The 22,213-nt window shown below is 58.0% G+C and carries 24 protein-coding genes and 1 tRNA gene; 10 read left to right on the forward strand and 15 right to left on the reverse strand.

The window, feature by feature from the left end; all coding sequences use genetic code 11:
* The first annotated feature begins 158 nt into the window (after positions 1–158).
* Together edd and E1180_RS09045 are read left to right on the forward strand one after the other, a co-directional pair.
* A complete protein-coding gene (gene edd, locus E1180_RS09040; protein ID WP_155190853.1) occupies positions 159–1,979 on the forward strand; it encodes a phosphogluconate dehydratase in 1,821 nt (606 codons plus the stop codon).
* Between the two features lie 34 nt (positions 1,980–2,013).
* Positions 2,014–2,652 (forward strand): 2-dehydro-3-deoxy-phosphogluconate aldolase, encoded by a 639-nt coding sequence (locus E1180_RS09045; RefSeq protein ID WP_155190854.1) that lies wholly within the window; start codon positions 2,014–2,016, stop codon positions 2,650–2,652.
* 112 nt (positions 2,653–2,764) lie between these two features.
* On the opposite strand, the gene E1180_RS09050 is transcribed toward E1180_RS09045, so the two are convergent.
* Positions 2,765–3,367, reverse strand: coding sequence for a PilZ domain-containing protein (locus E1180_RS09050; protein ID WP_155190855.1), 603 nt, complete (start codon positions 3,365–3,367; stop codon positions 2,765–2,767).
* Between the two features lie 159 nt (positions 3,368–3,526).
* Between E1180_RS09050 and pgi the strand changes: the two genes are divergently transcribed.
* The 4 genes from pgi (at position 3,527) to E1180_RS09070 (ending at position 6,392) form a co-directional block, all read left to right on the forward strand.
* Entirely contained in the window at positions 3,527–5,149 is a 1,623-nt protein-coding gene (gene pgi, locus E1180_RS09055) for a glucose-6-phosphate isomerase (RefSeq protein WP_155190856.1), read from the forward strand.
* Positions 5,150–5,439: 290 nt separating this feature from the next.
* Positions 5,440–5,709, forward strand: a complete 270-nt coding sequence (locus tag E1180_RS09060; protein ID WP_155190857.1) for a glycine zipper domain-containing protein — start codon at positions 5,440–5,442, stop codon at positions 5,707–5,709.
* Positions 5,710–5,757: 48 nt separating this feature from the next.
* On the forward strand, positions 5,758–6,027 hold the full coding sequence (locus E1180_RS09065) for a lipoprotein (protein WP_155190858.1): 270 nt from the start codon (positions 5,758–5,760) through the stop codon (positions 6,025–6,027).
* Positions 6,028–6,119: 92 nt separating this feature from the next.
* On the forward strand, positions 6,120–6,392 hold the full coding sequence (locus E1180_RS09070) for a hypothetical protein (RefSeq protein WP_155190859.1): 273 nt from the start codon (positions 6,120–6,122) through the stop codon (positions 6,390–6,392).
* Between the two features lie 82 nt (positions 6,393–6,474).
* On the opposite strand, the gene ald is transcribed toward E1180_RS09070, so the two are convergent.
* The gene (ald, locus tag E1180_RS09075; RefSeq protein WP_155190860.1) at positions 6,475–7,614 is read right to left on the reverse strand and encodes an alanine dehydrogenase; all 1,140 of its coding nucleotides are present in this window, start codon (positions 7,612–7,614) and stop codon (positions 6,475–6,477) included.
* A gap of 182 nt (positions 7,615–7,796) precedes the next feature.
* Between ald and E1180_RS09080 the strand changes: the two genes are divergently transcribed.
* Complete coding sequence (locus tag E1180_RS09080) at positions 7,797–8,282, forward strand: Lrp/AsnC family transcriptional regulator (protein ID WP_155190861.1); 486 nt, start codon at positions 7,797–7,799, stop codon at positions 8,280–8,282.
* A gap of 93 nt (positions 8,283–8,375) precedes the next feature.
* Positions 8,376–9,260, forward strand: coding sequence for an SMP-30/gluconolactonase/LRE family protein (locus tag E1180_RS09085; protein WP_208997029.1), 885 nt, complete (start codon positions 8,376–8,378; stop codon positions 9,258–9,260).
* A 51-nt stretch (positions 9,261–9,311) separates the two neighbouring features.
* On the opposite strand, the gene E1180_RS09090 is transcribed toward E1180_RS09085, so the two are convergent.
* From E1180_RS09090 to E1180_RS09145, 12 genes are all read right to left on the reverse strand, one after another.
* A complete protein-coding gene (locus E1180_RS09090) occupies positions 9,312–9,647 on the reverse strand; it encodes a hypothetical protein (protein ID WP_208997030.1) in 336 nt (111 codons plus the stop codon).
* A gap of 192 nt (positions 9,648–9,839) precedes the next feature.
* The gene (locus E1180_RS09095; protein ID WP_155190862.1) at positions 9,840–10,430 is read right to left on the reverse strand and encodes a hypothetical protein; all 591 of its coding nucleotides are present in this window, start codon (positions 10,428–10,430) and stop codon (positions 9,840–9,842) included.
* Between the two features lie 90 nt (positions 10,431–10,520).
* Positions 10,521–11,354, reverse strand: a complete 834-nt coding sequence (gene trhO / locus E1180_RS09100; RefSeq protein WP_155190863.1) for an oxygen-dependent tRNA uridine(34) hydroxylase TrhO — start codon at positions 11,352–11,354, stop codon at positions 10,521–10,523.
* 157 nt (positions 11,355–11,511) lie between these two features.
* On the reverse strand, positions 11,512–11,889 hold the full coding sequence (locus tag E1180_RS09105; protein ID WP_155190864.1) for a RebB family R body protein: 378 nt from the start codon (positions 11,887–11,889) through the stop codon (positions 11,512–11,514).
* A 232-nt stretch (positions 11,890–12,121) separates the two neighbouring features.
* Complete coding sequence (locus E1180_RS09110; protein ID WP_133946398.1) at positions 12,122–12,451, reverse strand: RebB family R body protein; 330 nt, start codon at positions 12,449–12,451, stop codon at positions 12,122–12,124.
* Positions 12,452–12,793: 342 nt separating this feature from the next.
* Positions 12,794–13,513, reverse strand: a complete 720-nt coding sequence (locus E1180_RS09115) for a hypothetical protein (protein WP_155190865.1) — start codon at positions 13,511–13,513, stop codon at positions 12,794–12,796.
* Positions 13,470–14,186, reverse strand: a complete 717-nt coding sequence (locus E1180_RS09120) for a hypothetical protein (protein ID WP_155190866.1) — start codon at positions 14,184–14,186, stop codon at positions 13,470–13,472. The genes E1180_RS09115 and E1180_RS09120 overlap by 44 nt, the downstream gene beginning before the upstream one ends.
* The gene (locus tag E1180_RS09125) at positions 14,183–14,449 is read right to left on the reverse strand and encodes a hypothetical protein (RefSeq protein ID WP_155190867.1); all 267 of its coding nucleotides are present in this window, start codon (positions 14,447–14,449) and stop codon (positions 14,183–14,185) included. Before E1180_RS09125 ends, E1180_RS09120 begins: the two co-directional genes overlap by 4 nt.
* 8 nt (positions 14,450–14,457) lie before the next feature.
* Positions 14,458–14,973: a hypothetical protein gene (locus tag E1180_RS09130; protein WP_155190868.1), complete on the reverse strand. Its 516-nt coding sequence runs from the start codon at positions 14,971–14,973 to the stop codon at positions 14,458–14,460.
* 210 nt (positions 14,974–15,183) lie between these two features.
* The gene (locus E1180_RS09135; RefSeq protein ID WP_155190869.1) at positions 15,184–15,408 is read right to left on the reverse strand and encodes a RebB family R body protein; all 225 of its coding nucleotides are present in this window, start codon (positions 15,406–15,408) and stop codon (positions 15,184–15,186) included.
* Between the two features lie 106 nt (positions 15,409–15,514).
* Positions 15,515–16,117, reverse strand: coding sequence for an RNA polymerase sigma factor (locus tag E1180_RS09140; RefSeq protein ID WP_208997031.1), 603 nt, complete (start codon positions 16,115–16,117; stop codon positions 15,515–15,517).
* A gap of 387 nt (positions 16,118–16,504) precedes the next feature.
* Positions 16,505–16,580 (reverse strand) — tRNA-Lys (locus tag E1180_RS09145).
* A 651-nt stretch (positions 16,581–17,231) separates the two neighbouring features.
* Here E1180_RS09145 and E1180_RS09150 point away from each other — a divergent pair.
* Positions 17,232–19,007: an acetolactate synthase 3 large subunit gene (locus tag E1180_RS09150; RefSeq protein WP_155190870.1), complete on the forward strand. Its 1,776-nt coding sequence runs from the start codon at positions 17,232–17,234 to the stop codon at positions 19,005–19,007.
* 26 nt (positions 19,008–19,033) lie between these two features.
* A complete protein-coding gene (gene ilvN / locus E1180_RS09155; RefSeq protein WP_155190871.1) occupies positions 19,034–19,606 on the forward strand; it encodes an acetolactate synthase small subunit in 573 nt (190 codons plus the stop codon).
* 79 nt (positions 19,607–19,685) lie between these two features.
* Here ilvN and E1180_RS09160 read toward each other — a convergent pair whose 3' ends face one another.
* Positions 19,686–22,142 (reverse strand): M12 family metallopeptidase, encoded by a 2,457-nt coding sequence (locus tag E1180_RS09160; RefSeq protein WP_208997032.1) that lies wholly within the window; start codon positions 22,140–22,142, stop codon positions 19,686–19,688.
* Positions 22,143–22,213: the final 71 nt, after the last annotated feature.

Raw genomic sequence — 22,213 nt, forward strand, 5'->3', positions numbered from 1 at the left:
CCAGACATGCCCGACCACTACACAGTCGATCAGCTTCGGGCGGCAAATCGATCCCGATTTACCGCCCGCTGATCTAGATAACAGATCGGGCAAAACTGCCCTATCTGGTTTGGAGCTGGGACCGGCTTGTGCCGGCAGGCTTTGAGAGGGAGACAGCCATGAGCATTCAAGATCGCATCGGTGAGGTGACCGAACGCATCGCGAAGCGTAGTCACGACAGCCGCTCAATCTATCTGGACCGCATCGGCAAAGCGGCCGATCAGGGACCTCAGCGCTCAAGACTTTCGTGCGGAAACCTGGCGCACGGCTTTGCCGCCTGCGGCCTATCGGACAAACAAGCGCTTTCGGGCGACGTTGTGCCCAACCTTGGCATTATTACCGCGTATAACGATATGCTGTCGGCGCACCAGCCTTACGAGACCTATCCTGGGCTCATTCGGCAAGCCGCCCGCGAGATTGGTGCCGTCGCCCAGGTTGCCGGCGGTGTTCCGGCCATGTGTGATGGGGTCACCCAGGGCCAGGACGGCATGGAATTGTCTCTGTTCTCCCGCGATGTGATTGCCATGGCGGCAGCTGTCGGCCTATCACACCAGATGTTCGATGCGGCTGTTTTTCTTGGGATTTGCGACAAGATCGTGCCGGGCCTGGCCATTGCAGCCCTGTCCTTCGGGCACCTTCCAGCCGTTTTCGTCCCAGCCGGTCCAATGACAACCGGCATTTCCAATGACGAAAAAGCAAAGGTCCGCCAGCTTTATGCGGAAGGAAAAGTGGGCCGCGACGCTCTTTTGGAATCGGAGTCCAGGGCCTACCACTCGCCAGGCACTTGCACCTTTTACGGCACAGCGAACTCCAACCAGATGCTGATGGAAATCATGGGCCTTCACATGCCCGGCGCGTCCTTTGTCAATCCGGGCACACCGCTCCGCGAAGCACTGACCCGGGAAGCTGCAAAACGCGCCTTGGCCATTTCCGCGCTTGGGAACGAATTCACTCCGGCGGGCGAAATCATTGACGAAAAGGCTATCGTGAACGGCGTTGTCGGATTGCACGCGACCGGCGGCTCCACCAATCACACGATGCATCTTGTGGCCATCGCTGCAACTGCTGGCATCAAACTGACCTGGGACGATATCTCCGACCTGTCCGACGTTGTTCCGCTTCTCGCCCGTGTCTATCCCAATGGCAAGGCCGATGTGAACCACTTCCAGGCGGCTGGCGGTCTCGCATTCCTGATCCGCGAGCTTCTGGGCGATGGGTATCTGCACCAGGACGTGAAGACCGTCTACGGAAGCGACCTGTCCGGCTACACCGTGGAAGCACGGCTTGATGAAGCGGGCAATGTGGTCCGCGACCCCGTCTCTGAACAGTCAGGCGATGAGACGGTTCTGGCGCCTCTAACAAAGGCGTTTCAGCCGACGGGCGGCTTGAAAATGCTGACCGGCAACATCGGCAAGGCCGTAATCAAGATTTCGGCGGTCGCGAAGGAACGCCACGTCATCGAGGCACCGGCGCGCGTGTTCCACGATCAGGAAGACTTTTTGACCGCCTTCAAGAACAAGGAACTGAACGGCGATGTTGCAGCCGTGGTCCGGTTCCAGGGGCCGAAGGCGTGCGGGATGCCAGAACTCCACAAGCTAACGCCCTCCCTCGGCATTCTCCAGGACCGTGGCCATCAGGTGGCGCTCATTACCGACGGCCGCATGTCCGGCGCATCCGGCAAGGTCCCGGCCGCAATTCACGTCACCCCAGAAGCAGCCAATGGTGGTCCGATCGCGAAAATCCGCGATGGCGACATGATCCGGATTGATGCGGTATCGGGTGAGTTGACCGTTCTGGTGGATGAGGCCGAGTTTAACGCGCGCCCGGTGGCAGAGGCCGACCTCAGCGCACATCAGGTAGGTGTCGGCCGCGATCTCTTTGCAGCCTTCCGCGCCAATGTCGGCACACCGGATACCGGCGCCCACGTATTTGGAGCGTAAGGTCCCTGCCCAAAAAGCACGAACAGGAAACAGAATGGCACAGGACATCGCCAAACTCGAAAAAGTCATGACGGCAGCGCCGGTCATTCCGGTCCTGATTGTGGAAGATCCCAAAAAGGCGGTCCCGATGGCGGAGGCCCTTGTGCGCGGCGGCCTGCCGTCCATCGAGATCACCCTGCGGACGGCCAGGGCGCTGGAAGCAATCAAGGCGGTGGCGGACAATGTTGAGGGTGCAATCGTCGGCGCTGGAACCGTGTTGAACGCAAGCCAGTACGAGGCTGCGGTTAAGGCCGGGTCCAAGTTCATCGTCTCACCGGGCGCAACAGACACCCTGCTCGATGCTGCCGCGAGCCACGATGTCCCCTTGCTGCCCGGCGCAGCGACCGCGTCGGAAGTCATGTTCCTGCTGGAGCGCGGCTATGAACGGCTCAAGTTTTTCCCGGCCGAGCAGGCAGGTGGGGCCGCCTATCTCAAGTCCCTGTCGTCGCCGCTGGCAGGGGCCAAGTTTTGCCCGACCGGTGGTGTCAGCCTCGAAAAAGCGCCGGACTATCTGAAACTGCCGAATGTCCTATGCGTGGGTGGCTCATGGATCGCGGACGCAAAGGCGATTGCTGCCGAAGATTGGAGCGGGATCGAGACCCGCGCGAAAGCGGCCGCCGCGTTGACGTCATAAACCGGCCCCAATACGGGCGGCTCCGAAAGCCTCTCCCGGTCATATTGGACCACCGAGCGATCAATCAGAATGGCAGAGGCCGGCGGAGTGAGCTGCCTGGCCGATTTTGGGTTTAGTCGGCTCCAGCACCCTGTTCGGCGGCAGCAAATGCCTCGTCGGCCGCCGCTTCGTCATCGTCGGACTTTTCACTTTCCTCAAGCGTCCGGTTCCACAAAAGGCGGAGCCCGGCCGAGGTTTCATTGCGCCAGGCAAACTCGGCGATGACCGGCCTGTCGAATTTCTTCATGGTCAAGATCACCTCCTCCGGAAAGGCGGCCAATCCCTTCGCGGAGACCCGGCACCCATTATTGCCGGCATCAATAATCGTCCCGGTAATTTCGGTAATCCCCTCAAGATCGGTAATCTTGACCGGAATGTTGACCGTATTCCGCTTCTCCCGGCGTTTGTTGGCAACAGACTTTTCGTTTTTGGCGAAGACGACCGCCGCGTCGTTTCCTTTCACGGACGTGACACTTGCCCGCACGAGCTTGGCGGCGTCCTTCGGCAAGATGCCGATGTTCTTGTAAAGCTCCTTCACATCCACGGATGTGACACGGCATCCCCATTCACTCACATTCGAAACCGTACCGTGGACGGCAGCCATATTGTCGAAGTCAACGACGAGCACTTCTTCTTCGGCATCGGGCTGATCCTGCAGGTGGGTAAAGCCGTGCATGTTTTACTCCGGAAAGAATTTTCCTAACGGTAGGGTAAATCCCTTGCCGATATTTTAATACGGGTTTTTCCTTCCCCCCGGCAAATCGGCTGTGGTAAGGAAGCATGGCTTTCCGCACGGCGGAATTCTTTGGATTTAATCGATTTAAGGAGATGCTTCATGGCGCTCGAAGCGATCTTTTCCGCGCTCTCGCAACATGCCAGCCAACTATCGACCAGTTCGCTGCGCCAATTGTTTGCAGAAGACCCGGACAGGTTCCAGAAATTCTCCGCCAATTGCAGCGATCTTCTTCTCGATTTTTCAAAAACAAAACTTGATGCCACCGGCCTCGAGCTGCTCCTGGAGCTGGCCCGGACAGCGGACATCAAGGGCAAACGGGATGCCATGTTTGCCGGTGAAAAGATCAACACCACAGAAAACCGCGCCGTGATGCACACCGCCTTGCGGAACAGGTCGGACACCCCCGTCATGGTCGACGGAAAGGACGTCATGCCGGACATTAGAGCCGTGCTGGATGCCATGGCCGACTTTGCCGAGGCGATCCGCTCCGGCGAGCTGACGTCCTCAAGCGGCGCCCCGTTTACCGATGTTGTCAATATCGGCATCGGCGGGTCCGATCTCGGCCCGGTTATGACCACCCTCGCTCTGGCCCCCTATCACGACGGCCCGGAACTGCATTATGTGTCCAACGTCGACGGCGCCCACATTGCAGACACGCTTGAAAAGCTGGATCCGGAGACGACGCTTTTCCTTGTCGCCTCCAAGACCTTCACGACCATCGAGACGATGACGAACGCGCAAACAGCGCGTAAGTGGATCGCCGATACACTGGGAGAGGATGCTGTCGGAGACCATTTTGCCGCCATCTCGACGGCTCTGGACAAGGTCGCTGCCTTCGGGATCGAAGAAAGCCGGGTTTTCGGTTTCTGGGATTGGGTCGGCGGACGGTATTCCGTTTGGTCAGCCATCGGGCTGCCGCTCATGATCGCGATCGGCCCGGATGCGTTCATCGATTTCCTGGACGGCGCTTACGAAATGGACCTCCATTTCCAGGAAGCCCCGCTTGAAGAAAACCTGCCCGTGATCATGGCCCTGATTGGCGTCTGGCACCGCGATGTTCTCGGGTACACTGCGCGGGCGGTACTTCCCTATGATCAGCGCCTAGCCCGCCTGCCCGCTTATCTGCAGCAACTGGACATGGAATCCAACGGAAAACGGGTCAAGCAAGACGGCAGCGCGGTCGATCACGAAACCGGCCCGCTGGTCTGGGGCGAGCCCGGCACAAACGGCCAGCACGCGTTTTATCAGCTTCTTCACCAGGGAACATCCGTGATCCCGTGCGAATTCCTGATCGCGGCCAAAGGCCATGAAGACGACTTGAAACACCACCATGATCTGCTGGTGGCGAACTGTCTGGCCCAATCCGAGGCATTGATGCTCGGCCGGACCCTGGAGGAAGCCTCATCTCTCCTCGAAGCAGCAGGCATGGCCGAAGATGAAGTAGAGCGGCTCGCCCCGCACAAAGTGTTTCCGGGCGACCGCCCGTCCATCACACTCGTTCATGAGCAGCTGACCCCGTTTGCGCTTGGCAGGCTGATCGCACTTTACGAACACAGGGTATTCGTGGAAGGCATTATCTGGGGCATCAACTCCTTCGACCAGTGGGGGGTCGAACTTGGCAAGGAACTGGCCACTGCGCTGTTGCCGATGGTCAAGGGCGAGACCGATCCTGCGTCCAAAGACGCCTCGACAAGGGGGCTGCTCTCTGCCTTGCGCGGCTGAGGGCAACCGCCCGTCAACGAAGCCTTGCGGCATGAATTGAAAACGTGATGTGGGCAGCGGCTATCAGGGTGGCTGCCGCCTTATTTTTGCCTAACGACCATTATCAGGTCATGCTGTTGTAAAAGGTTATCGATACGTTACGCGAGTGTATTGTTAATTAAAACAGTCATTGCTCCAGTACGCGAAGCAGCTTACGATTCGGCTCGACTGAATAACAGCCAGACGTTGCGCGTTTTCGGGACGTCGGATCATATTGGGCTTAAACACTCAGCCCTAGAGGAGATTTTGGAATGAAGAAGCTTGTCTTGCTCGCAGCCGTCGGTTTTGCTTTGGCTGGTTGCCAATCCGACAGTTCCCGCGATCGTGCGCTTGTCGGCGGCGGTCTCGGTGCAGCAACAGGCGCAGCAATTGGCGCGGCAGCAACGGGCGATGTCGGCGGCGCTCTTGTCGGCGGTGTTATTGGCGCGGCCGGTGGTGCTATCGTGGGAGGCGCGACGACGCCAAAGAACTGCGTTGCCTATGACCAGAACGGCAATCCCTACCGGGTCGCTTGCCCATAAGCGGGCTGACCCAAAAAGACTGGTGGGCTGATTTCGGGAAGAAACACCATGAAGAAACTGCTTTTTGTGGCAGCGGCAGCTGCTCTCCTCGCAGGTTGCCAATCCGATAGCCAGCGTGACCGTGCCCTCGTGGGCGGCGGCCTTGGTGCGGCAACCGGTGCCATCATCGGCGCGGCGGCAGGCAATGGCGCCGGTCCGGCGCTAGCTGGTGCGGCCATCGGTGCGGCAGGCGGCGCGATCGTCGGGGCAGCGACAGCGCCCAAGAACTGCGTTGCTTATGACCAATATGGCAACCCCTACCGGGTCGTCTGCCCGTAAGGTCTTTCCCGGGAAAACCTTTGATCCGCTAAGGAACTGTTAACCATAGCGGATCACCCTTGGCGGAGGATTCTTTGCCAAGGAACGGTCTTATGAAATCAGCCATCGCGGTGACGGCGCTCGCGGTCTTTCTCGCAGGGTGCGTGAACACTGACAGCCAGCGGGACCGCATGTTGATTGGCGGCGGACTGGGCGCTGCAACCGGCGCCACAATCGGCGCGGTTGCCGGATCCACGGCCGGTGCTGCATTGGCAGGCGCGGCTCTTGGCGCGGTTGGCGGCGGTATTGTCGGTGTGGTGACCACCCCGCGGAACTGCATTGCGCGCGATCAGGACGGAACGCCCTACAAAGTCCGCTGTCCCTGACACTGTGATCTAGAAATACAAAATGCCGGGCTTATTGCGCCCGGCATTTTTTATTGAAGAACCATCTGGGCCTACCGCAGGATTATGCGGCCTGGCTCTCTTCCTTGCGGGTCAGCGCGGCGGCCGGATCGACATAGGTGTAGCCAAGGTTCGCGGCAACCGCTTCACAGGTCACCTGACCTTTGTAGACGTTCAGTCCCGGCAGGAAATGTGCATTGTCCAGCAACGCCTTTTCCGCTCCCTTGCCGGCCAGCGCCAACGCGAACGGCAACGTTGCATTGTTGAGCGCATAGGTGGACGTGCGCGGCACGGCACCTGGCATATTTGCAACGCAGTAATGCACCACCTCATCGATGATGTAGGTCGGATCGGAATGGGTTGTTGCTTTTGACGTTTCGAAGCAACCGCCCTGATCAATGGCCACATCGACCAGCACCGAGCCCGGCTTCATGCGCTTGACGAGATCAGCAGACACTAGTTTCGGCGCAGCGGCTCCGGCCACCAGGACCGCTCCGATGACCATGTCGGCTTCGAGAACCAGCTTCGCGAGCGCGGACTTTGTCGAGTAGACCGTTTTCAAGGCGGGCCCGAAGGTCTGGGACAGACCGGCCAGAACCTGATTGTTCCGGTCCAGAACGGTTACGTCCGCACCAAGTCCAAGAGCCATTTCAATGGCATGGGAGCCGACGACACCGCCACCGATCACGACCACCTTGGCCGGGGCCACGCCCGGAACGCCGCCCACAAGAACGCCCGAACCGCCATTGGCCTTTTCCAAGGACTTGGCACCGGCGATGACTGACAGACGTCCGGCCACCTGAGACATTGGAACAAGGAGCGGCAATCCGCCCTTTGCATCGACAACGGTCTCATAGGCGATACATGTCGCGCCCGATTTCACAAGGTCAGCAGTCTGGTCTGCATCGGGTGCCAAGTGCAGATATGTGAACAGGATATGGTCCGGGCGCAGCATGGCGCGCTCGACAGCCTGCGGCTCCTTAACCTTCACGATCATCTCCGCCCAGTCAAAAACATCCTTTGCGGTCGCAAGGACCTTGGCGCCTGCGGCCTGATATTCGGCATCGGCGGCGCCAATGCCAACCCCGGCATTGGTCTCGATTGCAACTTCATGTCCATGGGCAACCATTTCGTGGACACTGTCCGGTGTCAGGCCCACCCGGTACTCGTGGTTCTTGATTTCCTTCGGCACACCAACACGCATGACACCAATCTCCTCTGGAAGCGTTTTGATTGGTTTGATTATACGCCCGCTTGCGCCGCAGGAGGTTGCGTTCGAATGGCACTAGGATGGAATATTTGCAATTTTCATGCGTGCAGATGTCATTTAAAGAGACAATCTGCTACGTAGTTTTTAATTCATCGAATTATATGCAGTGCAACAAAATGAAACTCGACCGCCTCGACAGAAAAATCCTGGACGTCCTGCAAAAGGATGGACGGATCGCAAATGCGGATCTTGCCGAAAAAGTCGGTCTGTCTGCCTCAGCCTGTTTGCGCCGGATGCGGACGCTGGAAGAAGCCGGTGTAATTGAAAACTACGTGGCGCTGCTGGACCAGAAGAAACTCGGCCGGCGCATGGATGTGTTCGTCGAGATCTCCCTGACCGGACAGTCCCGCGAGACTCTGGAGGCCTTTGAGCGGGCCGTGGCCCGGTCCGAGGAGATCATGGAGTGTTTCCTGATGGCCGGTGACGCCGATTACATCCTGCGGATAATCGCGGAAGACCCGCTTGATTTCGAGCGTATTCACCGGGACCACCTCACCCGCCTGCCCGGTGTTTTGCGCATGAAATCGTCTTTTGCCATCCGGCCGATTGTCCGGCGCACAGCCATCCCGCTTCCCGAGACGATCGTCATTTCGCAAACCTGATGCAACCGTGGCAAAACCGTGGTCGACGCTCGCAGACTTGCCCGCTATAGTCTGGCTCCTTTTCGTTCATAGGTTTCCAAGGAACCCGCCCCAGTGGCTCACACAGTTACCCGTTTTCTCGATACGACCTACCAACTCGCCGAATGCCCGACCTGGGACGACAGACATAACCGGCTCCTTTGGGCCGATATCCAGGGCCGGACAATCCAGTCCATGGACTGGGCATCAAAAGACATAACAAGCTGGCAGTTCGACAACGAAGTTGGTTCCTTCGGGCTGACTGATGACGACCGCCTCATTGTCAGTGTCTGGGACAAGATCCTGCTGTTTGATCCGGCCACCGGGGACAGCGAAGTGCTGGCGGAAATCGAGACAGACAAACCGACAACCCGGTTGAATGACGGCAAGGTCGGGCCGGACGGCGCGTTCTGGGTGGGAACGATGGATACAAAGTCGCCCCGCGATCCAATTGCCGGTCTTTACCGGGTGAACGGAAGCAGCGACGTTGAAGAGATCCGCGACGAATTGCAATGCTCCAACGGTCTCGCCTGGACGCCCGACGGCACCTACATGTATCACTCCGACACGTCGCCCGGCTGGATCGAATGCTATTCCTTCGATCCAGCAACGGGAACGCTCGGGTCCAAGATGCTCTACGCCCAGCAGACCAACAATACCGGGCGCCCGGACGGGGCAACCGTCGATGTGGAAGGGAACTACTGGAGTGCGGGTGTCTCAGCCGGGGTCTTGAACTGCTTTTCAGCCAATGGTGAATTGCTCCACGCAATCAAGATGCCAGTTCAGAAGCCGACTATGCCGTGTTTCTGCGGCCCGGAGCTGGATCAACTGGTTGTCACCAGCATCCGGCAAGAAAGCGACCCAACATCGACCGATGCGGATTGCATGTCTGGAGGTCTGTTCCTGGTTGAAGGCCACGGGCAAAAAGGCCTTGAAACATATCGTTTCAAGACCGGCTAAGACGTCTTTGTTGCATCGGGCGAGGTAAAGTTGACCGCTGCCCCGACGCGGCTAAAAATTGCTGGTGATCCGGGCCGTCTGATTGCAGTCACGGGCGCTTATGGGGCGCAGGACGGTTTTGGCAGGCTGCACCATAACATTCTGCAGCACGGTCTCATAGACGGCCGGGCGGTGCACCTTACACAAGACTTCACGCCCGCCTATTGTCCGGTATTCCCAGTGCGTATGGGCCCTGTGCGTCATGACGGTCCGTTTGATGGTTTTGTAAACGGCAGGCTGATGGGCTTTCTCATAGCAAGCTTGCGTCATACCGGCCGCCAAAGCCGGGCTCGAGCCAATGAACGCAAACGCAAATGCGATTATCTTGACGCTGTTCATGTACCGCATACCGATCACCTTGCCTCGTGACTAAACACCATCAGATGACCCTAGGGAAAATGCAGCCGACAGAAAAGAAATTCCCGAATTCCTACTTAAGGAACTCCTTATTCAACTGATTTGACTCGCAAAATGCAATTTTGTGGCTGCTAGCAGCACTAGCTTCCAGACCAGCGTGTCAGTTTCAAAGCGCCTGATGCGTTAGTGCCGGCAGCCGCGCACCTTGACCGGTTGCCACACGGTGCGGGCCGGTTGAACAAGAACCTGGCGCGTCACCGTTTTGTAGACCGCTGGCTGCTGAACCACGTAGTTTTGCGCCGGCTGGATCAGCACTTTTTCCTTCACATGGCCATAAACGGCGGGATGCCGGACGGCCACTTTTGAGGCCCGCTGCACCATAACCTTCTCGGCCACTGTGCGGTAAACAGCCGGATGTTGGACCTTACACAAGGTTTTGCGGCCCTTGACTATCCGGTACTCCCAGCCGATGCTGGCTGGCTGCACCTGAACCTGGCGGTGACGGGTCTGGTAGACAGCCGGAGACGTTCGATACGTCACGCGTTCCGGCTGAACCAGCACGCGGCGCTTCTGGTAGCCGTAGACAGCAGGTTTTTGGACCGTATGGCTGCTTGCCGCCTTTACCAGAACGCGTTCCTGAACGGTTTTGTAAACGGCTGGAACCACGGCCTGCTGGTAGCAGGACAATGCCTTTCCACCGGCCTCGGCCGCAGATGCTGCAAACAAAACGGATATTGTGAGCGCTGTTACAGCGCTGAAAAGCTTGTGACGCATGAACATTCCCCCAAGTCCGGCCGCAAAAGGCCTGCGATGGTAACTCTAGGGAAATTGCCCGTTCGGCAAAAGCGAATTCGTTAACCTTTGTTAAGAAACGGCCTTTACAGGCATGCCGTCATCCGTCCGCTCACGCGGTCCCTGATCATAGTCAAGGTCTTCATTGATGATGTGCCGGGCTTCTTCGGGGATCCACTCCCCCCAACGCGGCTCAAGCTTGTGATCGACCGAGACCCTGTCGTCAAACACGAAGCATTCACCTTTCCAAAGGCTCTGATCTTCCGGCACCTTTTCAAGGTAATTCAGGATACCGCCTTCCAGGTGATAGACCTCGTCAAATCCGTTTTTCAGCATCCAGGCCGTTGCCTTCTCGCAGCGGATACCGCCCGTGCAGAACATGGCGACCTTCGGTTTCTTTTGAAGGTCTTGCTGGTCATGCACCCAATCCGGAAACTCCCTGAAGGACTGGGTTTCCGGATTGCGCGCGTTTTCGAACGTGCCGAACGCAAACTCGTAGTCGTTCCGAGTATCGATCACCACGACATCCGGATTGGAAATCAGCTGGTTCCAATCCTCCGGCTTGACGTATTCGCCGACAATCTCATTCGGATCGATCCCGTCGACTGCAAGCCGCACGATCTCCTGCTTCAGTCTTACCTTCATGCGTTTGAAGACATGCCGGTGGGTCCAGGATTCCTTGTGCTGCAAGCCTGACAGCCTGGGGTCGGACTTCAGATGCGCCAAAACGGCGCGAACGCCTGCCTCCGGCCCGCAAATCGTTCCGTTGATCCCCTCTTGCGCGAGAAGAAGACTGCCGCGCACATCCTTGTCTTCGCAAAACGCCTTCAAGGGGTCACGCATTGCCTCGAAATCATCGAGCGGTGTAAACAGATAGAGGGCAGCGACGAGAAAGTCGTTCTTCATGGGACGTGTTCTTTTTCTTAGAAGGCGCCGGACAGCTCTCGTCCAGCCATTTAGCGCCCTCTATACAGCCAACCGCCCCTGTCTGAAAAGTCCGCAGTTTCTCGGACCTTCCAACCTAGAAAACGCATTCCGCCCCAGAGAAATCAAGCAGGCCGCACTAACGTCCCGGTGCGCCCATTTCTTTGACGGCTTTGAGAAGGTCAATGATGCTCTGGTCTGGATCCATCCTTGCATCCGCCGCTTGAGCCCCTTGCGAGGCCAGCGCATGCAGCTGTTTCAAACCGGCCTTCAGCGAGGCTTGGGCAAGCTGGGTCTGTTGCTGCTGCGTTGCCACCGCATTCTCATATAAGACGCTGAGCGAATGCGCATTGGATAGGTAAAGGCTGGTTGCCGCCAGGGCCGGTGACATTCCCAAGACAAGATCGTTCAAGTTGGCCGCAGCGGCCGCCTTGTCCAGGCCTTCAAGATCCTGCTCCAACTGGTCAAGGGCCTCAGAAGCCGTGTCGGGTGTGTTTTTCGGAGATGGTGCTGGCATGGTCCCTCCTGCATCGCGCCGGACGGGCCGGCACGCTTAGGTGTTTCGGCAGTTTTGGGCATCACGCAGATGGCACCTTTGCGGGCATCCACTTACAGGACTAAGACGCGCATGGCCCGCAGGAACAGTACCAATCAATGGTTGTTTTTTCTATATTGATAAAACCAGCAAGAGTGGCTCCGTTCCAGGATATTGGAACAGAGCCAGTTGGGATCGGGGGATCCGGGTTTTGTTACCGGCCGCCGCTGAACGCCTGCAGCACGGTCATCAAGCCGGTCAGATTGTCGGCAACGCCGGTTTGCCCCACCTTTTCGGTGGCCCCTGCTCCGGCCATTGTGTCCATGCTGTAAATCTGCATGACGCCCTGGTTCACAGCCGCCTGGGCCAGGATGTTCTGCTGCTGTTGTGCGGCCACCGCATTCTCAAACAGAATACCGGTTGAATGGGCCATCGACTGATACAGGGTACTGATGGCCATGGCCGGTGATTCGCCGACCACCTTGACGTTCGATTGGGTCACGGCGTCCGTGACCATTGGGTTCACCGTTACGGGATCTGCCATTCTTGCTACTCCTTGAGCTGAGCCGGAGCCATTATCCGGTTTTGGCACTTGGTATGACGTTGGGAGAGCCAAGTTGTGAACGGCTAAGCCTCTATTTTATTTGTTTTTTTCGGGCATTTGGCAGCTTATGGTGAAGCGCCAGGCGCACAGCAACGCCCGGCAGCGGCCAAACCGCCCGCTGCCCCCGCAGCACCCGAAAGCTTCTTCCTGGGAGAGAACGCTGCACAGAGGTCGAGAACTCATGCATCTGGCTTGGAAAAAGGCGCGCACCAGGTTCTTGTATGAACCGTGTGCTTCCTATGAGGGCAAACGGTGCCGCAAAACACGGTCTGTGCTAAATGCTCACGTCTTGGGGGACGTGTTCGGCGGCGCTGCGGATGCGGTTTGCGGACCTTTCTGAGCGGTGGCCGTTGCACCATTATATCCGGATAGCTGGCGCGCAATTTCACGCGAAATCATCGCGTTGATTGTCCCCATCAGCGTGTTGAGCTGATAAGCCACCTTGGGATCGGACAGGGCAGCGATATCGGTGGCCAGGCTCTTCGCGGGCTTTTGATTTTCAACGGCCTGTCCGCCAGCCTTCAAAAGCTCTGTCAGGGATGTCTTGTTCTGCAGGATCTGATCGAGCGCCGCCTGCTGGGCCAGCATGGCCTTGGACAGTTGTTCGGCCTTGTCGCGCGCATTCTTAAGAACCCGCTCAACAGCTTGCATCCCCTCGTTAAGCGCAGCGTCGCCATCTTCCTTCTTCTTCAACACCTCAGCCGCGATCCCTACAACGGCCGGCAAGGACCGGTACAGGTTTTGATAGTCTCCCTGCAGCCGCGAGGTCTCAAGGTAACTCTCCAAAAGATGCTTGAAGACGGCAGCCGTGTCTGGGGCTACCCGCCCTGACCGCTGGTCCGCACGACCACGTGCCGTCTCATCTTTTGTGGCGGTGCCTGCGGCTTTTGCCCCGCTGCTTTCCTGAGTGGCCTTTGACGACAAGGAAACCTCCTCCGGGTCTTCGCCGCCTTGCGCTTCAGTCCCGGCTTTTTGACCGGCGGGCTTTGGATTTCGGGCCACTTCTAGCCTCCTTTTGGACACTGTCCGTCTTTTGATGTGTTTCAATACGCCGTTTGTCAGTTTTCCCGGTCTGCAGATCGACGACCTCATCGTCCTCGACCACGTCCGTTTCCGTGACAACTTCATCGATGATGTCTGAAGCCTCCGCCGGAAAGCGGGAGGAACCGCCGGTCCCGGTCCTGCCCCGCCCGCCGTCTTGCGGAGGGCACAATCCGTCAGAACTTGCAGGGGCCGCCCCTTCCCCGAAAACGGTGCGGTTCCAATCCCGTCCCGTCCCGCGTCCGCAGGACCTGTCAGACCGCTCCGGCCGGCCCGGCCGGCCACTCGTTATGTCTGAACAGTTCCGGCAATGCCCAGATCCATTGCCGGGCACACAGTGACAGGTCACATGGACCTGAACTGGCATGGGCGCGGGACCTGCAGCCGAAGGCGTCAAGGACGTGTCCTCGGAGACGGTATTCGTTGTCACTGTGCCACTGACGAGCGTTTGCGATGCGCTGGTTAAAGCCGCTCTTGCGCGCAACAGATGGGACGACACGCTCATATATTGCGCGTGCGCGTGCAAATATTGAGGTGTTTCCCGGTGGCGGTCGGCCGCATCGGACCACGTCAACAAACACTGCATCAAGAGCTCATCAAGCTCCCGGCAGGCATACTCCAGACGTTCCCTCATGATTTCCTCCCGATCATCCGGTCCAGGAGATCGACGATCTCGTCCTGCTTGTCCTTCGGCAGCTCTTCAAAGGCATCCAGAAGCGGCTTGGGAAATGTGCGCCCTTTGGGGGGCTGATCTGCGCCACGCTCCTCCTGACCATCATCCGGATTGTCATTGTCCTGTCCATTGCCGGAACCTTTCTGTCCGGCGAGGCTTGGACAGTACGCTATGAATGGCTTGCTAATCGTCCGGGCGGGAAAAATGATTGGATCTTGGGTCATCGCAATGCTCAACTCGGTTTCAAATCGGAAATGACAGTTTTGGCGGATGTGCCGGCCGTTGAGCTGACAGTGCCATAAACCTGGACCGCCTGGGTCACCATGTTCTGAATGTCGGTCAGCAGGGGAATTTCCGCCGCCGCCATCGCCGGATCTTCGGCCGCTTTCTTGATGGCAACGGCTTGCGCCGCCACCGCGATCTGCATGATCGCGTTCATGTAGTTGGCAGCATCTTGTACCGCGAGCCCGGTTGTCTGACCCACCATGATTTCCGGCGGCGTTGCAACCATTGTCGGAGCGTAATCCGCATTCTCATAATTCGAGAACGCGGCCGCTTGCACCACCTGCTGATTCAGGGCCGATGTTGACGGCGCTGCGCCGCCCCCTCCTGCCGGACTTCCACCCGCCGGATTTGGTCCTGATGGTTTACCGTTCTTGCTACCGCCGTCTCCACCGCCGGGACCAGGCTTACCGTCCGGCTTGTTATGCCCATCGGCCGGGGCACCCGAGTGCTGATCTCCTGCCATGTTTTTACTGCTCCTGAGTTGGCCACCATCCGCTCCGGACGAAGATCCCGGTGCTGGTGCCAAGTGGCCCGCGCCATTGCGGGACAAACCCGGGACTGGTTCCCCGGCATCTGCAATCGGCGGCGTTGTGCCAGCCGAGCCGCCCAACCAATCTTTCAATGCACCGAACATGATCTGAACTCTCCGGGCCGGACGCCGATCTCACATAGGCTACTCGCCAATATCCATAATCAGCTGACACGCCTTGGATACAACCGCCGTTGTGATTTGGTTCATGGCTTGCTGGCTGTGAACCGCGTTCTGAATAGACAGGCCGGACGCATGGCTGCTGACCTGATACAAGCTCGCAATGGCTTGCGCGGGGGCCTCGGCGACCACCTTCACATTGGTCTGCGTCACCGCATCTGTAATTTGCGCGTTAACATTGTCGGCCATGGTGTTTTCCTATGTCGTCGTGATCGCGATCCTTAGAACCGGTGCTCTTGCCCTGCATCGAGTGACAGCGCTTCACAGGACATTCCCGGTCAGGAACAAGGACGCCCTACCGGACAGCTTGTGACGCAGAACCCGCAGAAAGCGCCGGACTGTCATCCGAAAGCGCTTTACGCAAATGTTCCCGCAAATGCTGGACCCGCTTGCGCGCAAGCGGCTCGGATATGTCAAGCCGTCCGGCGATTTCCCGGTAGCTGCACTCTTCACAAAACCTCAAACGGAACACCATTCTGAACTCCGGCGTCAGGGCATTGACCACCTCTAGAACCCGCCGCAGCGCGTCCTGATGGCGCAACAGGTTTTCCTGATCCGGCTGGCTGTCCGCCAATCCGGCCTGGTGGTCCTGATAGACATCTGCGCTGAAGTCCCGCACCTGCCGCTCGGACGTCTCCTTGCGCAGTCGGCTGATATATTCATTTTTCATTGCGAACAGCAGGAAAGCCCTCGGCTCGCGGATGCTGGTCTCGTGGCGTTCCACATGGGTGACTGCCTTGATCAAGGTCGACGACAGGAGATCCTCCGCGGCCTCGCGGTCGCCGCGGGTCAACCGCAAGGCACGGCGGCGGAGAACCTGGGCATCGTCAATCCAGCTCATCCACAGGCTGTGAGCAGGCGTGCCGGTGCCGGTAATGTTCCTATCCCATTCCCTCATCAGTCGCTCCCCGATCCGCTTCGCTGCGGATTTGAACCCGTTTTGTTCCGCACAACCTAAAGACGCTAGGATTCTATTCTTGTGAATTTTTTCTTCTGATTTTTCAGAACCCGCGTTCGCCAGCGCTCAGGAAATTCGGTTAAGCTATTGCTTTTACGAAACCTTACAGCTACCAAAACTTCCCTAACGGCAAGCAGGGGAAGAAGGACCACAACCAAATATACACGCAATAGGCGAAAATGTCATTTTCAGCTGCTGTCGTGGCTCGATGCCAGGACAACATCACGCACCAAGTTGGTCATGAAAGGAGTGTGCAGGAGCAATCAGCCTAACAGGCAAAGCCATCAGGTCGTTTGCGTTCGCTTTTTGGATTGTCCAGGAAGTTTTTGGTGAGCCGACAGGGGTTCGAACCCTGGACCTACTGATTAAAAGTCAGTTGCTCTACCAGCTGAGCTATCGGCTCTCACCAAGTCCGGCAACGATGCTGGCCCGCAGCCGAACTGCGGTGCGCCGGAGAGCCCGCTGTATAATCGGGCAAGCAGGCCGATGCAATCCCCTCATGTCATTTTTTTGTCAATTCGGATGCCGTCAAACTGCGGCTGACAGGCGCAGCAGATTCCCGCTAATTATCATCTTTAATTTGCCATCCATAAGAAACATTTAAAAACATAAGCGATCTTCTGCGCAATATTCGGATTTAAGGCTTGACCCATCAAACGCGCCTGACTAGGGTGCGCCGCATCAAGGCTCGGCTGGCGGGTTGTCCTTGAGCCAATTTGTTTGATGCTTCTGTTTATGGAGGCCTGAACGGTTGGACCGGCTTATAGCCAAAAAACGCAAGAACGGGCTTCGCGGCCTTTGCACAGCAACAAGGACCGGACCGGCATGATGATGTCGCTCATTCTAGTGGTGGTGGACATGCGCGCCCCGGCGGGATAACCCCCGACCGGACATAATGGCGCGCGACCAAGGCTCCCCCAGGGGCCTTTTTTTGTATCCGGCGTCGAAGGACGATCACACCAACGGACCGAATTGCAGTCCTAACCCGCGAAAGCGAACCAAAAAAGTGAGAGCCAAGCCTGAATTCAGGCGGAAAACTGAGGACGTGAAAAGAATGACACGGGAAATGACCGGCGCCGAAATGGTCATCCAGGCGCTGAAAGACCAGGGAGTTGATACCATCTTCGGCTACCCGGGCGGCGCAGTGCTTCCCATCTATGACGAGATCATTCAACAGGACGGCCTCGAGCACATTCTCGTGCGCCACGAACAGGGCGCGGGCCATGCCGCGGAAGGCTATGCCCGCTCCACCGGCAAGCCCGGCGTTGCCCTGGTCACGTCAGGCCCGGGCGCAACCAACATGGTCACCGCCCTGACCGATGCCATGCTGGACAGCATTCCGCTTGTCTGCATCTCTGGCCAGGTGCCGACGCATTTGATCGGCAATGACGCCTTCCAGGAATGCGACACGGTCGGCATTACCCGGCCTTGCACGAAGCACAATTGGCTGGTCCGCAATGTCGACGATCTGCCGCGCATCCTGCACGAGGCCTTTTATGTCGCAACATCCGGCCGTCCGGGTCCGGTGGTCGTTGACATCCCAAAGGACGTCCAGTTCGCGACCGGCACCTATCAGGGTCCGACACCGAACCCGGCTGCCGCCCACAAGAGCTACCGCCCGCAGGTGAAGGGCGATGCGGCATCGATCCGCATGGCTGCGGAAATGATGGCCGCCGCGAAACGGCCGATCCTTTATACCGGCGGCGGCGTCATCAACTCCGGCCCGCAGGCCTGCCAGCTGCTGCGCGAGCTGGTCTCTCTGACAGGGTTCCCGATCACCTCAACCCTGATGGGCCTTGGCGCCTATCCGGCCTCCGGTGACAACTGGCTCGGCATGCTCGGCATGCATGGAACCTACGAAGCCAATATGGCGATGCACGACTGCGACCTGATGATCAACATCGGTGCCCGCTTTGACGACCGCATCACCGGGCGGACAGACGCCTTCTCCCCCGGTTCCAAGAAGATCCATATCGACATCGATCCGTCTTCGATCAACAAGACGATCAATGCGGATCTGCCGATAATCGGCGATGTGGCCCATGTCCTGGAAGATCTGGTCCGGATCTGGCGCACGTCGTCCATGAAGGCTGAAGACAGCGCGATGAAGGCCTGGTGGCATCAAATCGATGCCTGGCGCGCCCGCAACTCGCTGGCCTACAAGCCCAACGACGATGTCATCATGCCGCAATACGCCATCCAGCGGCTCTATGAACTGACCAAACACCGCAAGACTTTTGTTTCCACGGAAGTGGGCCAGCATCAGATGTGGGCAGCCCAGTTCTACGGTTTCGAGGAGCCGAACCGGTGGCTGACCTCTGGCGGCCTCGGCACCATGGGCTACGGCCTTCCGGCCGCAATCGGTGCCCAGGTTGCCCACCGCGATGCGCTGTGCGTGGACATTGCAGGCGATGCCTCGATCCTCATGAACATTCAGGAAATGTCGACCGCGGTTCAGTACCGGCTTCCCGTCAAGGTGTTCATCTTGAACAACCAGTATATGGGCATGGTGCGCCAGTGGCAGCAGCTGCTGCATGGCAACCGTCTGTCGCATTCCTATACGGAGAGCCTGCCAGATTTCGTCAAACTGGCCGAAGCTTACGGTGGGGTTGGGTTCCGGGTTGAAAAACCGTCCGATCTGGATGGTGCAATCGAAGAAATGATCGCTGTCGACAGGCCTGTGCTGTTCGATTGCCGGGTTGCGGCGCTCGCCAACTGCTTCCCCATGATCCCATCGGGCAAAGCTCACAATGAAATGCTGCTTCCGGACGAGGCCAATGACGAGGCGGTCGCCAATGCGATTTCCGCCGAAGGCAAAACTCTCGTCTAGGGCCGGTCAGAAGGATTTTTGAGAAGATGAACGCACAAAACGTCAATGCGCCATCCGCCTATTTTCTTGCGGAAGTCAGCAACGAGATCGAAACGCACACCCTATCGCTGATCGTTGACAACGAGCCGGGCGTGCTGGCACGGGTGATCGGGCTGTTTTCAGGCCGCGGCTACAATATCGACAGCCTGACGGTGTCGGAGACAGAGCACGAAAAGCACCTGTCCCGGATCACCATCGTGACCACCGGGACCCCGATGATCATCGAACAGATCCGCCACCAGCTGGACCGGTTGGTGCCGGTTCACCGGGTCACGGACCTGACCGTCCGGGCGCGCCGCATGAACCAGGACAAGCCGCTGGAACGGGAGCTCGCTCTTGTGAAGGTAACAGGTGCCGGTGAAAAGCGGCTGGAGGCCCTGCGCCTGGCCGATGCTTTCAAGGCCACGGTGATTGATGCGACAACCGATCACTTTGTCTTCGAAATTACAGGACGGACCTCCAAGATCGAGCAATTCATCTCGATCATGAAGCCACTGGGGCTGGTGGAAGTCTCCCGCACAGGCGTCGCCGCCGTCCAGCGCGGGCCGGAAGGGCTCTGATCCTCGCCAGAATTGCGACAACAACCATGGCCTGCCACGCTGATCGCGGCGGGCCTTATTATGTTGCGGAGTTCAACGCCTACTGAGCACCGGAATAGATGAGCCGCAATTTATAGCGGTTGTTGCGCTCATCATCATTTCCCGGATCATCGACAGACATCAAAAACAGGTCCGGCGCCCCATCATTGATCGATGGTGTCGCTGGATCACCGTCGCCGAACTGGTGAGCGGCGATCCCGGCACCATCTGAGCTGCTGGAATGGGCATGAAACCTTTGTTCGAGCCGGGTTCCGTCTGAAATTCCAAGCGTGTTCAAATTGTACAAAGTGACAGTCTTGAAGTGATCCGATCCGGAACTGTCGTCCAGTATCGCGAACATCAGCTCAGGCCTGCCATTGTTATCGCTGTCGAACAGCGTCGCCCCAAAGCCATCTGAACGATGGCTCAAACCGTCCTCCTGAAACGGCCCGAACCAGGTGAAATTTCCAAGGCTCGTGGGATTGCGGCCAATGATGTATTTGATCTTGTTCTGCCCATCCGGATTGTCGTAGACGCCGATGATCACATCGTCGCGGCCCTCACCGTCAATGTCGCCAATGGCAACACCCAATCCATCGATGTTGCTGCCGAGCGACTGTCCGCCCATGGCCTGGCGGCTGGACAGGCAGTTGCCAAGCCGGTCATCGGCAAAATCCCTGCAGATCCTGTACTTTATCAGATTTCCACCGTCATAAACCGCAACCAGCATGTCGTCGCTGTTGAACCCGTCAAGATCGCCAAAGGCTATCCCCGCACCATTGCCGCGATGGCCAAGGCCATCCAGTTGCAGCTGTTCGAAACATGTCAGTCTGTTGCCGGTCTCCTCATAGTCGCACAGATCGAGTTTAAAGCTGTTCTGGCCATTGGCGTCATCATATGTCATCAAGACCACTTCCATGCGCGGATCGTTGTCCAGATTGGTGATGGCAATTCCCCCGCCATCGCCTCGTCTGGAGCGCGTATCCTGCTGCACAGGATCGGGACACATCGCGCCCAACGCATCGATGTCGCCGCGCGTGTACCCGGATGGAAGGCTTCCGATAGTTTGTCCTTCCGGCCTTGGAATGATCGTCCGGGCACGCAAATTGCCGCTCAGAATTCCGCCGGTCCTGGCCCCGTAGTGCATGTTCGACCTGAAATCGTAAGGTCCGATCTCAAGACCGTTGCTGGTCCTCTTCACGAAATTCGGCTTTGCCGATTCCCGGATACCATTCCAGTTGATCTGAACATATTCGTCGCGGTCAATCCGCGTATGCTCATGAAACAGCCCCATGGCATGGCCCATTTCGTGGACGAATGTCCCCCGGCCAATGAAGTTCCGGGCTTGCTGGCTTGGGATGGTGAACAGAATATCCTGCCGGCCGCCCGCACGGCCCACTTTTGACCGACCGCAAAAGACCGGCTGGCTGCGGTCCGTATCCTCATAGTCGCATGGGGCCTCCAGCCCGGTGAAAACGACATAATCGTCATCGGCGGAGGTCTTTGGAACCCAACGGAAATCCGTGTTGGCGTTCACGTATTCAATCGCAGCGTCGATGGCCTGGCGCGTCTGGATTTTCGCCGAGGAAAGGTTCGGCGCGTTGCTGCCGCTAAAGACGACATCGCTGTCACCGGGGCGCACCACAAGGGAACTGGCATCAATTTCATAAGGGACCCGGCAATCCGGCCAAAGCTTGGCACCGCTGGAAACGCTCAATGCATAGCTCGCATTCGCGAGACCGGATTGCATCTCACCGACGACAATATCCCCCTCAACGGTAAGAAGACTCCCCCGGATATCGACATCGCGCAGGCGCGCGTCCGGCTCCCCCAGCAGCTGAACCTGCATGCGCTCAGCCATCGGCACGGCCAGAATGTTTTGCAGATGCTGAAAGTCGCTCCGGCCGGAAATGGATTTGGGATCTCCGAACCCCATGCTGAACCCGCCGTTCGCACGCCGCTGGCCCTTTGGAAGGGCGATCATGGGACCGGAAGAAAACCGTGGTGACGCTTCGATGCGGGTCCCGAAATAAAAATAGGCCGCTACGGGACGTTTGCCCTTCTGGAAACGGGATTCAGCGAAAAAAACCACTTTGTCTCCCACGGTGCGAAGGTAAAAACGGCGCCCCCTGTCGTCCTGGTAGGTGCCGTCAAAATCGGTGCCGTGACTTCGAAAACCTCCGTCGGTTTGTAGTGGAAGCTGGGCACGCAGCTGCGAGAGATTGCACGGACGCATGATCGAATAGGGCAATCCGTTCGCCTGTCCCTGCAGCCTGAGGTGACCTCCAGCGATGATTGAAAGGGTCACCCGGCCATTCGCTGTTGCGGTGAATTTGGGGACGGAAATGAAGCGGCCCGTGATGGTACTGCCGATTCGCCGCCCCCGGAATACATGGGCGTAGCTTCGCCCCGGATGCTCGGCGAACCAATAGACGATATCGTCAATCTGTCTCAGATACGCAATACCGCCATCATTGGTGACATAGCCAGGTGCAAGATCAATGGTCTCAAGATTCACAGCACCAGCGATTTGCGGCCCGTCACCCCGACAAGCTATGTCGGCCGGTTGCGCAAGAGTGGTGTGTAATA

Origin of the sequence: Roseibium denhamense, assembly GCF_009711415.1 — a bacterium.
Classification (GTDB): Bacteria; Pseudomonadota; Alphaproteobacteria; order Rhizobiales; family Stappiaceae; genus Roseibium; species Roseibium denhamense.